General features: G+C 67.0%; 13 protein-coding genes. 11 read left to right on the forward strand and 2 right to left on the reverse strand.

Features of this window, described 5'->3' with window-relative positions; all coding sequences use genetic code 11:
• Positions 1-4: 4 nt before the first annotated feature.
• Positions 5-793 (forward strand): pseudouridine synthase, encoded by a 789-nt coding sequence (locus tag IQ458_RS05235; protein WP_192199258.1) that lies wholly within the window; start codon positions 5-7, stop codon positions 791-793.
• A gap of 181 nt (positions 794-974) precedes the next feature.
• Here the strand turns inward: IQ458_RS05235 and kbl are convergent, their stop codons facing one another.
• The gene (kbl, locus tag IQ458_RS05240) at positions 975-2,174 is read right to left on the reverse strand and encodes a glycine C-acetyltransferase (protein ID WP_192199259.1); all 1,200 of its coding nucleotides are present in this window, start codon (positions 2,172-2,174) and stop codon (positions 975-977) included.
• 170 nt (positions 2,175-2,344) lie between these two features.
• On the opposite strand from kbl, the gene IQ458_RS05245 reads away from it, so the two are divergent.
• From IQ458_RS05245 to IQ458_RS05270, 6 genes are all read left to right on the forward strand, one after another.
• Positions 2,345-3,811 (forward strand): OprO/OprP family phosphate-selective porin, encoded by a 1,467-nt coding sequence (locus tag IQ458_RS05245; RefSeq protein ID WP_203322127.1) that lies wholly within the window; start codon positions 2,345-2,347, stop codon positions 3,809-3,811.
• Positions 3,812-3,825: 14 nt separating this feature from the next.
• A complete protein-coding gene (locus IQ458_RS05250) occupies positions 3,826-4,845 on the forward strand; it encodes a sulfate ABC transporter substrate-binding protein (protein ID WP_203322128.1) in 1,020 nt (339 codons plus the stop codon).
• Positions 4,846-4,882: 37 nt separating this feature from the next.
• On the forward strand, positions 4,883-5,743 hold the full coding sequence (gene cysT, locus IQ458_RS05255) for a sulfate ABC transporter permease subunit CysT (protein WP_203322129.1): 861 nt from the start codon (positions 4,883-4,885) through the stop codon (positions 5,741-5,743).
• Complete coding sequence (gene cysW, locus IQ458_RS05260) at positions 5,740-6,702, forward strand: sulfate ABC transporter permease subunit CysW (RefSeq protein ID WP_203322130.1); 963 nt, start codon at positions 5,740-5,742, stop codon at positions 6,700-6,702. Before cysT ends, cysW begins: the two co-directional genes overlap by 4 nt.
• Positions 6,703-6,711: 9 nt before the next feature.
• Positions 6,712-7,791 (forward strand): sulfate/molybdate ABC transporter ATP-binding protein, encoded by a 1,080-nt coding sequence (locus IQ458_RS05265; RefSeq protein ID WP_203322131.1) that lies wholly within the window; start codon positions 6,712-6,714, stop codon positions 7,789-7,791.
• Between the two features lie 134 nt (positions 7,792-7,925).
• A complete protein-coding gene (locus IQ458_RS05270) occupies positions 7,926-8,735 on the forward strand; it encodes a TorF family putative porin (protein WP_183638566.1) in 810 nt (269 codons plus the stop codon).
• A gap of 135 nt (positions 8,736-8,870) precedes the next feature.
• Here the strand turns inward: IQ458_RS05270 and tdh are convergent, their stop codons facing one another.
• Positions 8,871-9,905: an L-threonine 3-dehydrogenase gene (gene tdh / locus IQ458_RS05275; protein ID WP_183638563.1), complete on the reverse strand. Its 1,035-nt coding sequence runs from the start codon at positions 9,903-9,905 to the stop codon at positions 8,871-8,873.
• A 206-nt stretch (positions 9,906-10,111) separates the two neighbouring features.
• Here tdh and IQ458_RS05280 point away from each other — a divergent pair, with 206 nt between their 5' ends.
• From IQ458_RS05280 to folC, 4 genes are all read left to right on the forward strand, one after another.
• Complete coding sequence (locus tag IQ458_RS05280; protein WP_203322132.1) at positions 10,112-12,283, forward strand: S46 family peptidase; 2,172 nt, start codon at positions 10,112-10,114, stop codon at positions 12,281-12,283.
• A 124-nt stretch (positions 12,284-12,407) separates the two neighbouring features.
• Positions 12,408-13,052 (forward strand): histidine phosphatase family protein, encoded by a 645-nt coding sequence (locus IQ458_RS05285; RefSeq protein ID WP_183638557.1) that lies wholly within the window; start codon positions 12,408-12,410, stop codon positions 13,050-13,052.
• Between the two features lie 21 nt (positions 13,053-13,073).
• Positions 13,074-13,652, forward strand: a complete 579-nt coding sequence (locus IQ458_RS05290) for a hypothetical protein (RefSeq protein ID WP_183638553.1) — start codon at positions 13,074-13,076, stop codon at positions 13,650-13,652.
• Positions 13,653-13,654: 2 nt separating this feature from the next.
• Complete coding sequence (gene folC / locus IQ458_RS05295) at positions 13,655-14,932, forward strand: bifunctional tetrahydrofolate synthase/dihydrofolate synthase (RefSeq protein ID WP_203322133.1); 1,278 nt, start codon at positions 13,655-13,657, stop codon at positions 14,930-14,932.
• Positions 14,933-14,942: the final 10 nt, after the last annotated feature.

Raw genomic sequence — 14,942 nt, forward strand, 5'->3', positions numbered from 1 at the left:
GGCCATGGCCCGGCATGACCATGGCGCCCGCGCGCGTCCACGCAACGCATCGAACGGGCCAGTTGTCGGCGATCGCGCCGTGCCGCCGCGCCATGGGTTGGCGCGCGTCCTTTCCAAGCTCGGGGTCTGTTCCCGTACTGAAGCCGCCCGCTGGGTCCTGGCCGGTCGCGTCGCCGTTGACGGTCGGGTTGTCCGGGATCCCGAATTCCCGATCCTCCAGGACAGACACCGCCTCAGCGTCGATGGCGTGTCCGTCGGCGCCGGCGAGCGTTTCTACCTGATGCTCAACAAGCCGCGGGGGCTGCTGACCACCGCCCGCGACGAGCAGGGACGCGATACCGTCTACCGTTGCTTCGATGGCGCCGGGCTACCGTGGATCGCTCCCGTCGGGCGGCTGGACAAGGCCAGCGAAGGCCTGCTGTTGTTCTCCAACGATCCCCAGTGGGCCGCCGCCATCACCGATCCCGCGCGCGGACCCGACAAGACCTACCACGTCCAGATCAATCGCATTCCTGACGACGCACTGCTGGAGAACCTGCGCAACGGCGTCGTCGCGGGCGATGAAATCCTGCGGGCGAAGTCGGCGGTGCTGCTGCGTGCCGGGGAAAAGAACGCGTGGTTGGAAATCCAACTGGATGAAGGCCGCAACCGGCAGATACGACGCCTGCTGGAAGCCTTCGACATCCAGGTACTGCGGCTGATCCGGGTAGCGATCGGCCCCTTGGCGCTTGGCGCACTGGCGAAGGGGACCTGGCGTCCCCTGACCATGGACGAAGTCGGTGCCCTCCCGTAGAGCGGAGCTCGCTCCGCCGCTTTTCCAGGGAAGGCCCCAGCCGAGCAAGCTCGGCTCTACGGGAACGCATGGAGCGGAGCTTGCTCCATTGTTTTTTGAGGGAAGGCCCGAGCCGAGCAAGCTCGGCTCTACGGGAACGCGTGGAGCGGAGCTTGCTCCGCTGCTTTTGGCGGTAGCCGCCTCAGCCCTTCAACACCCCAAGCTCCCGCCCGATTCGGGTGAACGCGTCGATCGCGCGATCCAGGTGCTCGCGGGTATGCGCGGCGCTCATCTGGGTGCGGATGCGGGCCTGGCCCTTGCCGACCACCGGGAAGAAGAAGCCGATGGCGTAGATGCCTTCTTCCAGCAGGCGCGCGGCAAAGCGCTGCGCCAGCGGCGCGTCGTACAACATCACCGGGCAGATCGGATGCACGCCGGGCTTGATGTCGAAACCGGCGGTATCCATGCGCTCGCGGAAGTAGCGGGTGTTTTCCTGCAACTGCTCTCGCAGGTCACCGGCCGAGGACAGCATCTCGAAGGCCTTGATGCCGGCCGCGACCACGTGCGGCGGCAGCGAATTGGAGAACAGGTAGGGGCGCGAGCGCTGGCGCAGCAGCTCGATCACTTCCTTCTTCGCGGTGGTGAATCCGCCCAGCGCACCGCCCATCGCCTTGCCGAGGGTGCCGGTGAAGATGTCGATGCGGTCCAGGACGCCCTTCACCTCGGCCGACCCGCGGCCAGTGGCGCCGAGGAAACCGGTGGCGTGGCATTCGTCGATGTGCACCAGTGCGTTGTACTTCTTCGCCAGGGCGGTGATCTCGTCGAGTGGGGCGATGAAGCCGTCCATCGAGAACACGCCGTCGGTGGTGATCAGCTTGGTCCGGCAGCCGGCGGCGTCGGCTGCCTGCAACTGCGCCTCCAGATCGGCCATGTCGCAGTTGGCGTAGCGGAAGCGCTTGGCCTTGCACAGGCGCACGCCGTCGATGATCGAGGCATGGTTGAGCGCGTCGGAGATGATCGCGTCGTTCTCGTCCAGCAGCGGTTCGAACAGGCCGCCGTTGGCATCGAAGCAGGCCGCGTACAGGATGGTGTCCTCGGTGCCGAAGAAGTCCGCGATGGTCTTTTCCAGTTGCTTGTGCAGGTCCTGGGTGCCGCAGATGAAGCGCACCGAGGCCATGCCGAAGCCGTGGCTGTCCAGGGCCTGCTTGGCGGCGGCGATGACATCGGGGTGGTCGGCCAGCCCGAGGTAGTTGTTGGCGCAGAAATTCAGCACCGTGCGTCCGTCGGCCAGGGTGATCTCGGCCGATTGCGGGCTGGTGATGATGCGCTCGGACTTGAACAGGCCCTGCGCCTGCAGGTTCTCCAGCTCGGCGGCGTAACGGGCGGTCAGCGATTCGGACATGGACGGCTCGGGGACGGAGGAAAGTCGCCATTTTAACGGCCTCCGCCGTGTCCCTGCCGGTGTCATGCCGATGCGGCATAAGGAACGCCCCTCAAGTCATTTCCCGGCGACGATGTGCATCCGCAGCATCAACGGTTCCGGTCGAAAGGCCACAGACGGGAAACCTTGCGATGCGTGGACACGGGCAGGCGGTGCGGGCGAAACAGCGGATCACGCGGCTGGCCGCCGTGCTGCTGTGTTCGCTGGCGTTGCCGGTGGCCGCGCAGCAGCACAAGCCCACGGTCGAGGAACTGCAGCAGCGGCTGGAGGCGCTGGAGCGCCGCCTCGGTGGCACCGTCGCCACGGAGGCTGGCGAGGGGGGCGAGGTCGGCCTGGCGGATCTGGACCAGCGCCTGCGGGTGCTGGAACGGCGCCTGGAACTGCAACAGGAAGAACAGGTGGCCAAGGCGAAGGAGGCGCCGGTCATCGCGGTCAACGACAAGGGCGCCTCGTTCAAGTCGGCCGGCGGCGATTACGAGATCCGCCTGCGCGGGCTGATCCAGGGCGATGGCCGGTTCTTCCTCGACGATCATGCGCCGGCGCAGAACGACACCTTCCTCCTGCGCACCGCGCGACCGACGATCGAAGGCTCGCTGGGCAAGCTGGTCGGCTTCCGCCTGACCCCGGAATTCGCGGGCGACAACGCGAGCATCGTCGATGCCTACGTGGATCTGCGCTTCGATCCCGCCTACACCCTGCGGATCGGCAAGTTCACCTCGCCGGTGGGCCTGGAACGGCTGCAATCGTCTTCTGCGCTGTCGGCGGTGGAACGTTCGCTCCCCAGCGAACTGGCGCCCAACCGCGACATTGGCGTACAGCTCCAGGGCGAAGTCGCCGATGGCCGCTTCAGCTATGCGCTGGGCGTGTTCAACGGGACAGTCGATGGCCGCGACGCGGTCACCAGCAATCCAGACAACGAGTTCGAGTACGCGGGCCGGGTGTTCTTCGAGCCGTTCCGCAACGATGCCAATGCGCTGTCCGGGCTGGGGTTCGGACTGGGCGCGAGCATCGGCGACAAGCGCGGCACCGGCAACAACTTCCTGCCGCGTTATCGCACGGCGGGGCAGGCGCAGTTCTTCACCTATCGCTCGGCGGTGAACGCGGACGGCGAGCATTTCCGGTGGTCGCCGCAGGCGTACTACTACCTGGGCCGGTTCGGTCTTCTGGGTGAATACATCCAGTCGCGCCAGGAAGTCGTGATAGCCAGCGGGGTGAATGCCGGACGCCGCGACAAGCTGGAAAACACCGCCTGGCAGGCCACCGCGCAGTGGGTGTTGACCGGCGAGGATGCCGGCTACCGGGGCGTGGTGAAGCCGTCGCGCCCGTTCCGTCCGGGCGAGGAGGGTTGGGGCGCGTTCGAACTGGTTGCCCGCTACGGTGCGCTGGACATCGATGACGATGCGTTCCCGCTGTTCGCCGATGCTGCCACATCCGCACGCCAGGCCCGCAACTGGACGCTCGGCCTCAACTGGTATCTCACCAGCAATCTCAAGCTTGTCTTCAACTACCTGGACACGACCTTCAAGGGCGGTGCCGCCGACGCCACCGATCGCGAGGACGAGAAGGCGATCTTCTCGCGCCTGCAGGTCGCTTTCTGATTCCGGAGATCCCCATGAGCCACCATTCCCTGCGACGCCACCTGCGCACCCTGCTGATCGCCTTCGGCCTGACCGTGGCCGCAGCGGCCGGCGCGCGCGACGTGAAGTTGCTGAACGTTTCCTACGATCCCACCCGCGAGTTCTATCGCGAGTTCAATGCCGCCTTTGCCAGGGAGTGGCAGCAAAAGAAAGGCCAGAAGGTCGAAGTCGAGACCTCGCACGGTGGCTCCGGCAAGCAGGCGCGTGCGGTCATCGACGGGCTGGAAGCCGACGTGGTGACGCTGGCGCTGGCCTACGACGTGGATTCCATCGCCCAGCGTGCGCGCCTGTTTCCGGCCAACTGGCAATCGCGCCTGCCGGAGAACAGCGCGCCGTACACGTCCACCATCGTGTTCCTGGTGCGCAAGGGCAATCCGAAGAAAATCAAGGACTGGGTGGATCTGGTGAAGCCGGGTACCTCGGTGATCACGCCGAACCCGAAGACGTCCGGCGGCGCGCGCTGGAACTACCTCGCCGCCTGGGCCTATGGCCTGAAGATCTTCAAGGGCGACGAAGCCAAGACCCGCAACTTCGTGCGCGCGCTGTTCCGCAACGTGCCGGTGCTGGACACCGGCGCACGCGGCGCCACCACCACCTTTGTCCAGCGCGGCATCGGCGACGTGCTGCTGGCGTGGGAGAACGAGGCGTTCCTGTCGATCGAGGAGCTGGGGCCTGACAAGTTCGACATCGTGGTGCCGTCGCTGTCGATCCTGGCCGAGCCGCCGGTGGCGCTGGTCGACAGGAACGTCGACAAGCACGGTACCCGCGAGGCCGCGCAGGCCTATCTGCAGTTCCTGTACTCGCCGACCGGACAGCGATTGGCGGCCAAGCACTACTACCGGCCGCGCTATCCGCAGTACGCGGCGCCCGCCGACGTGGCACGGTTTCCGAAGCTGGAACTGGTGACCATCGACAAGGTGTTCGGTTCGTGGGCCAAGGCCCAGGCCACGCACTTCGCCGATGGCGGGGTGTTCGATCAGATCCAGGCGAAGTGAGCATGCGGCCTTGGCGTATTCCTGTCGGAGGCCGTGAATGGCCGCCGTGATTGATGCGCGGGCGAATCCGGTACGCCGTCGCCGGATCATCCCCGGCTTCGGCCTCAGCCTTGGCTACACGCTGGCTTGGCTGGGCCTGATCGTGCTGATTCCGTTTGTGGGGCTGTTCGTCAAGGCGAGCGGCCTGGGCCTGGAGGGCCTTTGGCGGATCTGGACCGAGCCGCGCGTGCTGTCGGCGCTGTGGGTGAGCTTTGGAACCGCACTGGCGGCGGCGGCATTCAACGCGGTGATGGGTACCTGGGTGGCATGGGTATTCGTGCGCTACCGGTTCCCCGGCAAGCGCCTGTTCGACGCGATGATCGATCTGCCGTTCGCGCTGCCGACCGCGGTGGCCGGCATCGCGCTCACCGCGCTGTACGGACCGACCGGTTGGCTGGGGCGCTGGCTGGAAGCGGCGGGATTGAAAGTGGCCTATACCCCGCTGGGCATCACCGTGGCGCTGGTGTTCATCGGCCTGCCGTTCGTGGTGCGGGTGGTGCAGCCGGTGCTGGTCGAAACCGAGCGCGAACTGGAGGAGGCCGCCGCGACCCTGGGCGCGAACCGCTGGCAGACCATCCGCCGCGTCGTGTTGCCGGGCCTGTGGCCGGCGGTACTGGCCGGATTCGCGCTGGCGTTCGCGCGCGGGGTCGGCGAGTACGGTTCGGTGATCTTCATCGCCGGCAACCTGCCCGGTGTATCCGAGATCGCGCCACTGTTGATCACCATCAAGCTGGAGGAATTCGATTACGCCGGCGCGACCGCGATCGCCGCGGCGATGCTGTTGCTGTCGTTCGTCCTGCTGCTGGCGATCAACAGCCTGCAATCGCGGCTGGCGCGCACCGCGCGGAGCCAGGGATGAGCGAGGCCATATCCGTCGTGATCCCGCTGCCGCATGATTCCCTTGCCGAGGTTTCTTCCGAAGCCAGGGCGCACCGCAGGCGATCGGCAACCACCGAACCGCGCTGGGTGCAGCTGCTGCTGATCGCCGGCGCGCTGGGTTTCCTGCTGGCGTTCCTGCTGCTGCCGCTGCTGCTGGTGTTCGTGGAAGCGCTGCGTGGCGGATGGACGGCGTTTCTCACCGCGATCCGCGAACCCGATGCGCTGGCGGCGATCCGGTTGACCCTGCTGGTCACCGCCATCGTGGTACCGCTGAACCTGGTGTTCGGCGTCGCCGCGGCTTGGGCGGTCAGCAAGCACGAGTTTCCCGGCAAGCGCTGGCTGGTGACATTGATCGATCTGCCGTTCGCGGTCTCGCCGGTGGTGGCGGGCCTGATCTTCGTGCTGATCTTCGGTGCGCAGGGCTGGGCCTGGCCGCTGATCGACGAGGGCTGGCGTTTCTCGCTGCCGCTGGTGGGCGAGGTGACGCTGCAGTTGCCGAAGATCATCTTCGCGCTGCCGGGCATCGTGCTGGCGACGATCTTCGTGACCTTTCCCTTCATCGCCCGCGAACTGATGCCGCTGATGGAGCAGCAGGGCATCGACGAGGAGCTGGCCGCGCTCAGCCTCGGCGCCAGCGGCTGGCAGGCATTCTGGCGGGTGACCCTGCCCAACATCCGTTGGGCGTTGCTGTATGGCGTGCTGCTGTGCAGTGCGCGCGCGATGGGCGAGTTCGGCGCGGTGTCGGTGGTATCCGGGCATATCCGCGGGCGGACCAACACGCTGCCGCTGCACGTGGAAATCCTCTACAACGAATACGCCTACGGCGCCGCGTTCGCCGCCGCGTCACTGCTGGCGCTGTCCGCGCTGGTGACGCTGGCGCTGAAGTCGTACCTGGAATGGCGCCACGGCGAGGCGCTGGCCGCCAATCATCGGCACTGAGGCAGAAGCATGGGCATCACCATCGAACACGTGGGCAAGCAATTCGGCGATTACGCGGCGCTGCAGGACATCCGGCTGGAGGTGCGGCAGGGCGAACTGCTGGCGCTGCTGGGGCCCTCCGGATCCGGCAAGACCACGCTGCTGCGGATCATCGCCGGACTGGAACACGCCGATCGCGGCCGCGTGCTGCTGGACGGCGAGGATGCGGCCGGGCTGAGCGTGCAGGCACGCCGGGCCGGTTTCGTCTTCCAGCACTATGCGCTGTTTCGCCATCTCGACGTGGCCGACAACATCGCCTTCGGCCTGCGGGTCCGGCGCGGTGCGCAGCGCTGGCCCGAGACGCGCATCCGTGCGCGCGTCGAGGAACTGCTGGCGCTGGTGCAGTTGGAAGGGCTGGGCGGGCGCTATCCCGCGCAACTGTCCGGTGGCCAGCGGCAGCGGGTGGCGCTGGCGCGCGCGCTGGCGATCGAACCACGCGTGCTGCTGCTGGACGAGCCTTTCGGCGCGCTTGACGCCCAGGTACGCCGCGATCTGCGCCGCTGGCTGCGTGAACTGCACGATCGCACCGGCCTGACCACGCTGTTCGTCACCCACGATCAGGAGGAAGCGCTGGAGCTGGCCGATCGGGTGGCGATCCTCAACGGCGGCAAGCTGGAACAGGTCGGCACCCCGGCCGAGATCTACGACGCGCCGGCCTCGCCCTTCATCTATTCCTTTGTCGGCGCGGTCAATCGCTTGCCCGCGCACTGGCACCAGGGCGAGCTGCGCGCGGAGGGCGGAACCCTGTCGCCGGGCGGACGCGCAGGCGGCGAAGGTGCGGCGGAACTGTTCGTGCGGCCGGAGGACCTGCGCGTGGATCCGGCCGGCCACGGCTGGCCGGCGACGGTGCTGTCCGGCCAGCGCAACGGACCGCGCCTGCGCCTGCGGGCGGAACTGGCCGGCTCGGGCCGGGAGGTGGAGGTGGAACTGCCGGCCCACGAGGCTGGCTACGCGGCCGGGCAGCGCCTGCATCTGGTGCCGGCGCGGTTCGGCTGGTTCCCCGCGAACGTGGACGGAGCTGGGGGCGGAATGGCGGCTTCGGGCACTTGACGGCGGCGATTGTTGCATCGCAATATCCGGCAGACGGTTAAAAAACCGTAAACACGTGCTTCAGGCACGTGTCCAAGGTCGGAGTGGGACCGGCCTGCGCGATCAACGCCGATACCAACCTGGAGAGAGCCCGGATGAAGCCAGTCAAATTGTGTACCGCCCTTGCCGTCGCCCTGTTGGCGGCGGTTCCGTTCGTTTCGTTTGCGCAGGAGGCCGCGGCGGAAGCCGAGGCCGAGTCCGAATCCCCCGTCACCTGGTCGGTCGCGGTTACCACCGACTACGTCTTCCGTGGCGTTTCCCAGACCGACGAAGGTCCCGCCTTTCAGCCGGGCCTGACCTACACCGCGCCGTTCGGCCTGTACGTGGGCGTTTGGGGCTCCAACGTCGACTTCGGCGATCCGGATCCGGAAGCCGGGCTGCGCGGCCCGAACTTCGAACTCGATGCCTTCGTCGGCTACAGCTACGACTTCAACGACAGCTGGAACCTGGACGTCAGCGCGGTCCGCTACACGTACCACGGCGCCAGCTCCGGCGTGCCGAGCGGCGACTACAACGAGTACATCGCCAAGCTCACCTGGGCCGGCCCGGTGGAAATCTCCGGCATGCTCGCCTACGCGCCGGACTACGGTGATCTGACCCCGAAGGCCAAGGAGAGCTATGCCAACCTGGCCGCCGCCTACGAGTTCGGCGAAAGCGGTTTCTCGGTCGGCGCCTCGGTCGGCTACACCTCGATCGACAACGGCGAGGAATGGATCGAGGGCGAGCGCTTCAACTATGGCGTCACCGATTACTTCGACGGTGCGCTGACCCTCAACAAGACCTTCGGTCCGGCCACCGCGACCCTCGGTTACTACACGACCTTCGGCTCCGATGCCGACGTGCTGAAGGCCGATGGCGACATCTACGACAACCGGGTCGCGCTGACGATCAGCATCGGCAACTGAGTCTGCCGCATGCGGGCAAGGAAAAAGGGCGCCGCAAGGCGCCCTTTTTTGCGGTTGGCTGTTGCGAAGCACCTTCGGTGCTTGCCCCCATCCGCCTTCGGCACCTTCCCCCGCTCGCGGGGGAGGAACCAGGACTCAGGTCCAGCTCAGTACGACCTTGCCGGCCTTGCCCGCTTCCATCAGGTCGAAACCCTTCTGGAACTCGTCGATCGGCAACTGGTGGGTCAACACCTTGCCCAGCGGGAAGCCGGACAGCACCAGTTGGGTCATCTTGTACCAGGTCTCGTACATCTTGCGGCCGTAGATGCCCTGCACGGTCAGGCCCTTGAAGATGATCCGATCCCAGTCCACGCCGGCGCCCTTGGGCAGGATGCCGAGCAGGGCGATCTTGCCGCCGTGGTACATGCAGTCGAGCATGTCGTTGAACGCGCGCGGGTTGCCGCTCATTTCCAGGCCCACGTCGAAGCCTTCCATGTGCAGGTCGGCCATCACCTCCTTGAGCGAGGTGTTGGCGACGTTGACCACGCGGGTGGCGCCCATGTCGGCGGCCAGTTTCAGGCGATAGTCGTTGACGTCGGTGACCACCACGTTGCGTGCGCCGATGTGCTTGCAGATGCCCGCGGCAATGATGCCGATCGGACCGGCGCCGGTGATCAGCACGTCCTCGCCGATGACGTCGAATTCCAGCGCGCAGTGCGCGGCGTTGCCGTAGGGATCGAAGAACGCGGCCAGCTCGCTGGGGATCTGGTCCGGAATCGGCCACAGGTTGCTGGCCGGCATCACCATGTACTCGGCGAATGCGCCGTCGCGGTTGACGCCGATGCCGACGGTGTTCGGGCACAGGTGCGGGCGCCCGCCGCGGCAGTTGCGGCAGTGGCCGCAGACGATATGGCCTTCGGCCGAGACGCGCTGGCCAACGGTGTAGCCGGTGACGCCGGGGCCGATCTGGGCGATGCGACCGACGAACTCGTGGCCGATCACCAGGCCCGGGCGGATGGTGCGCTGGCTCCATTCGTCCCACAGGAAGATGTGCAGGTCGGTACCGCAGATGGCGGTCTTCTCCAGCTTGATCAGCACTTCGTTCGGGCCGGGCTGCGGCACCGGCACCTCTTCCAGCCAGATGCCCTTGGCCGCTTCGCGCTTGACCAGCGCCTTCATCATTTGCGTCATGGAATGTGTTCCGGACCGGGACGGTGAGGGCGCGGATTATACGCGGGCGGCCGGAACCGTATGGTAAGGCGCCGCCCGTGCTGGCTTTCGTTCCGTCGGATGCCGGCGCGCGCGCGGGCGCCCACGGACCTAGGCCGAAAGTCATGGTCGGCCCGGCGGCCCCGACCGTTACAATCTAACGCTCATTTTTCCGAGGGGATGTACCCATGCGCCTTAACCTGCTTGCTGCCTCACTCGCCGTGGCCTGCCTCGCGCCGGCCGGCCTCACCCATGCCGGAGAGGGCATGTGGGTGCCGCAGCAACTTCCGGAGATTGCCGGCCCGCTGAAGAAGGCCGGCCTGAAACTGTCGCCGGAGCAGTTGTCCAACCTGACCGGCGACCCGATGGGCGCCGTCGTCGCGCTGGGCGGCTGCACCGCCAGCTTCGTCTCCCCGCAGGGCCTGGTGGTCACCAACCACCATTGCGCGTATGGCGCCATCCAGCTCAATTCCACCGCCGAGAAGAACCTGATCAAGGATGGTTTCAACGCGCCCACCCTGGCCGACGAGGTCAGCGCCGGTCCGAACGCGCGCGTCTACGTGCTGGACGAGATCAAGGACGTGACCGCCGAGGCCAAGGCCGCGATCGCCGCCGCCGGCAACGATCCGCTGGCGCGTACCCAGGCGCTGGAAGCGTTCGACAAGAAGCTGGTCGCCGACTGCGAGGCCGAAGGCGGCTTCCGCTGCCGCCTGTACAGCTTCTCCGGCGGCAACACCTACCGGCTGTTCAAGAACCTGGAAATCAAGGACGTGCGCCTGGCGTACGCGCCCCCGGGCAGCGTCGGCAAGTTCGGCGGCGACATCGACAACTGGATGTGGCCGCGCCACACCGGCGATTTCTCGTTCTACCGCGCCTACGTCGGCAAGGATGGCAAGCCGGCCGCGTTCTCCAAGGACAACGTGCCGTACCAGCCCAAGCATTGGCTGAAGTTCGCCGACCAGCCGCTGGGCGCCGGTGACTTCGTGATGGTGGCCGGCTATCCGGGTTCCACCAACCGCTATGCGCTGGCCACCGAGTTCGACAACACCGCCAGCTGGACCTACCCGACCGTCGCGCGCCATTACAAGGCGCTGATCGAAATGGTGAAGGCGGCCGGCAAGACCAACCCGGACATCGCGGTGAAGTACGCCAGCAGCATGGCCGGCTGGAACAACACCAGCAAGAATTTCGAGGGCCAGCTGGAAGGCTTCAAGCGCATCGACGCCGCCGGCCAGAAGCATGCCGAGGAGACCGCGGTGCTGAACTGGCTCAAGGGCCAGGGTGGCCAGGGCAAGGCGGCCCTGGACGCGCACGCCAGGCTGGTGGCGCTGGCCGAGCAGGCCAAGAGCACCCGTGATCGCGATCTGGTGGTCGGCCAGTTCGGCAACAGTGGCGTGATCGGCGTGGCGAGCACGCTGTACCGCCTGGCGATCGAGAACGAAAGGCCCAACGCCGAGCGCGAATCCGGTTACCAGGAACGCGATCTGCCGGGCATCGAAGGCGCGATGAAGCAGATGGAGCGCCGTTACGTGCCGGCGATGGATCGCCAGATCCAGCAGTACTGGCTCAACGAGTACGTCAAGCTTCCGGCCGCCCAGCACGTGGCCGCGGTCGACGCCTGGCTGGGCGGCAATGACGCCGCCGCGGTCAACCGCGCGCTCGACAAGCTGGCCGGCACCCAGCTGGGCAACACCGAGGAACGCCTGAAATGGCTGAAGGCCGATCGCAAGGCGTTCGAGGCCAGCAACGATCCGGCCATCCAGTACGCGGTGGCGGTGATGCCGACCCTGCTGAAGCTCGAACAGGAGCGCAAGACCCGGATGGGCGAGGCGCTGGTCGCGCGCCCGGTGTTCCTGCAGGCGCTGGCCGATTACAAGAAGAGCCAGGGCGAGTTCGTCTATCCGGACGCCAACCTGTCGCTGCGCATCACCTTCGGCAACGTGATGGGTTACGAGCCCAAGGACGGCGTGGCCTACACCCCGTTCACCACCCTGGAAGGCGTGGTGGCCAAGGAGACCGGGCAGGATCCGTTCGACTCGCCGAAGGCGCTGCTGGACGCGGTCAAGGCCAAGCGCTACGGCGGCCTGGAAGACAAGCGCATCGGCTCGGTGCCGGTGAACTACCTGTCGGATCTGGACATCACCGGCGGCAACTCCGGTTCGCCGGTGCTGGACGCGAACGGCAAGCTGGTCGGCCTGGCCTTCGACGGCAACTGGGAATCGGTCAGCTCCAACTGGGTGTTCGATCCCAAGATGACCCGCATGATCGCGGTGGACGGCCGTTACCTGCGCTGGATCATGCAGGAGGTCTACCCGGCGCCGCAGCTGCTGAAGGAAATGAACGTTCCCGCGGCGAAATAAGCGGTAACCAAATGGTCTGACCTTCGAAAAAAGGGCGGAACCGGGCGACGGGAGCGGTATGATCCGCTCCCGTTGCCGTTTCCGGGGTTGGAAATGGCGCTCCCCCAGCCGGAATCCCCCACGCATGCGCATCCTGCTTGCCCGCCACGGCGAAACGCCGTGGAACGCCGAAGGCCGCTACCAGGGCCAGATCGACATTCCCCTTTCACCCATTGGTGAATCGCAGGCGCAGGCGCTGGGCCAACGGTTGCAGGATCTTCCGATCTCCCGCGCGGTGGCTTCGCCGCTGACGCGCGCGGCCACCACGGCCCGCTACGCGCTGGGTGCGACGCGTGCCGATATGCTGACCACCGACGAGGATCTGCAGGAAATCGCCCACGGCGAGTGGGAAGGCCTGCTGGCCAGCGAAATCCACGAGAAGGATCCGGCGCGCCTGCAGGCGTGGCGCGAGGAACCCGACACGGTGCTGATGCCGGGCGGCGAATCGTTGCGGCAGGTGCTGGACCGCTCGTGGCGTGGACTGGCGCGCGCGGCAGAAGGCCTGGGTGATGGCGACACCCTGCTGGTGGTCGCGCATGACGCGGTGAACCGGGTCATCCTGTGTCGCGTGCTCGGCCTGCCGATCGCCAAGCTGTGGACCTTCCGCCAGGCGCCGACCACCCTGAACCTGCTGGAAGGCCCGGACGTGGAGCGGCTCGAAGTGGTGCGCCTGAATGATTGCGCCCACCACACGCCGTTCTTCGGCGAAGCCAAGCACCGCGCGCTGTAACCCGCTCGCAGGGCGTCCGGCATGGGCTGGAAGCAGGGCGCGTTCGGCACCGAACAGCCGACCCGCGAACAATGGATCAGCACGTCGGCGGCAATAGCGGTGCTGATCCTCGTGTTCGTCGGCATGTTCGTCGACTTCGCACCGGCGCCGGCATTGCGGGGTATCCACGTGGCGGTGATCTTCCTGATCGTCGGCGTGATCGAGACCGCGCTGCTGTTCGCCCATGCCAGCCGCAAGGGACGCATGGGCCAATTCGTGGATCGGGGCCTGCTCCGGTTCCTGTTCCTGCTGCTGGCCATCCCGTTGATGCTGGGCTTAGTTTCCTGGCTGATCGCCATCAAGACCCTGCCGTGGGCGTTCACCCGCGTCTTCGGCAACGAAGTCCGCGAAATCCACGCGATGGAAACCCGCTACAGCCGCAGCCGCCGTTCCTGCGACCATCGGCTGTACGGCGGCCCGATGGAAGGCGCGTTTCCCTCCTATCTGTGCATCCGCGAAGCGTTCTACGATCGTCATCCGAATCAGCAGGTCGAGGTCGTATTGGCCGGCCGCCGCTCCGCGCTGGGTTTCAGCATCCAGCACGTCTACTCACAGGATTGAACATGGTTTCCTCTCTTCCGCAGACCCTCGATGACTGGCTCGCCTACATCGAGCGCCAGCATCCGAAATCAATCGAGATGGGCCTGGAGCGCGTGCGCGCGGTGGCCGACGCGCTGGGACTGGCCCGGCCGGCCGCGCAGGTGATCACGGTGGGCGGGACCAACGGCAAGGGCTCGACGGTCGCTTTCATCGAATCCATCGCCCGCGCCGCCGGCTGGCGGGTGGGCGCGTACACCTCGCCGCACCTGCTGCGCTACAACGAGCGCGTGCGCATCGATGGCGACGAGGCCGGCGACGCGCAACTGATCGCCGCGTTCGCCGCGGTGGAGGCCGCGCGTGGCGAGGTGCCGTTGACCTATTTCGAATTCGGCACGCTGGCGGCGTTGTGGCTGTTCCAGCAGGCGCAGCTGGATCTGGCGGTGCTGGAAGTGGGCCTGGGCGGACGCCTGGACGCGGTGAACCTGATCGATGCCGACGTCGCGGTGATCACCACGGTGGACATCGATCACGTCGACTGGCTGGGACCGGATCGCGAGAGCATCGGCCAGGAGAAGGCCGGCATCGCACGCGCATGGAAACCGCTGGTGCTGGGCGAGATCGATTCGCCGTCCAGCGTGCTGCGCCACGCCTACGCGATTGGCGCCAACGCATTGCGGCTGGGCAGCGATTTCTTCCAGGAACCGATTGACGGGCAGCGCTGGCGCTGGCGCGAGGTCGGTGCGGAACTGGAACTGCCGAATCCATCCCTGGCCGCCCCGATCCAGCGCAACAACGCCGCCGCGGCGATCGCCGCGCTGCGCGCGCTCGGCACTCCGCCGCCGGAAGCCGCGTTCGCCGAAGGCATCGCCGCGGCGCGTCTTCCGGGGCGTTTGCAGGCCTTGGTGCGCGACGGCGTCGACATCGTCGTCGACGTCGGCCACAACCCGCAGGCCGCGCGCGAACTGGCGGCATGGCTGCGCGCGCAGCCGACCGCGCCGACGCAGTTGGTCTATGCCGCGCTGGCCGACAAGGACGCGGCGGGCGTGGTGGCCGCCTTCGATGGACTCGACGTGCGCTGGCATCTGGCAGGACTGGAGCCTGGAACCGCGCGCGGACAGGACGTGGACGCGCTCGCCGCGCGACTGGGGGAGACCGCCGCCGCGAACGGAAGCCGTCACGCCAGCGTGGCCGATGCGCTGGCCTCGGCGCGGGACGGGGCGATCAACGGCTCGCGGATCCTGGTCTTCGGTTCCTTCCACACCGCCGCCGAAGCGCTGCTCGCCCTGCGTTCATCCGAATGACGGGAAGCCC

It is taken from the genome of Pseudoxanthomonas beigongshangi, from assembly GCF_016820515.1.
Taxonomy (GTDB): Bacteria; Pseudomonadota; Gammaproteobacteria; order Xanthomonadales; family Xanthomonadaceae; genus Pseudoxanthomonas_A; species Pseudoxanthomonas_A beigongshangi.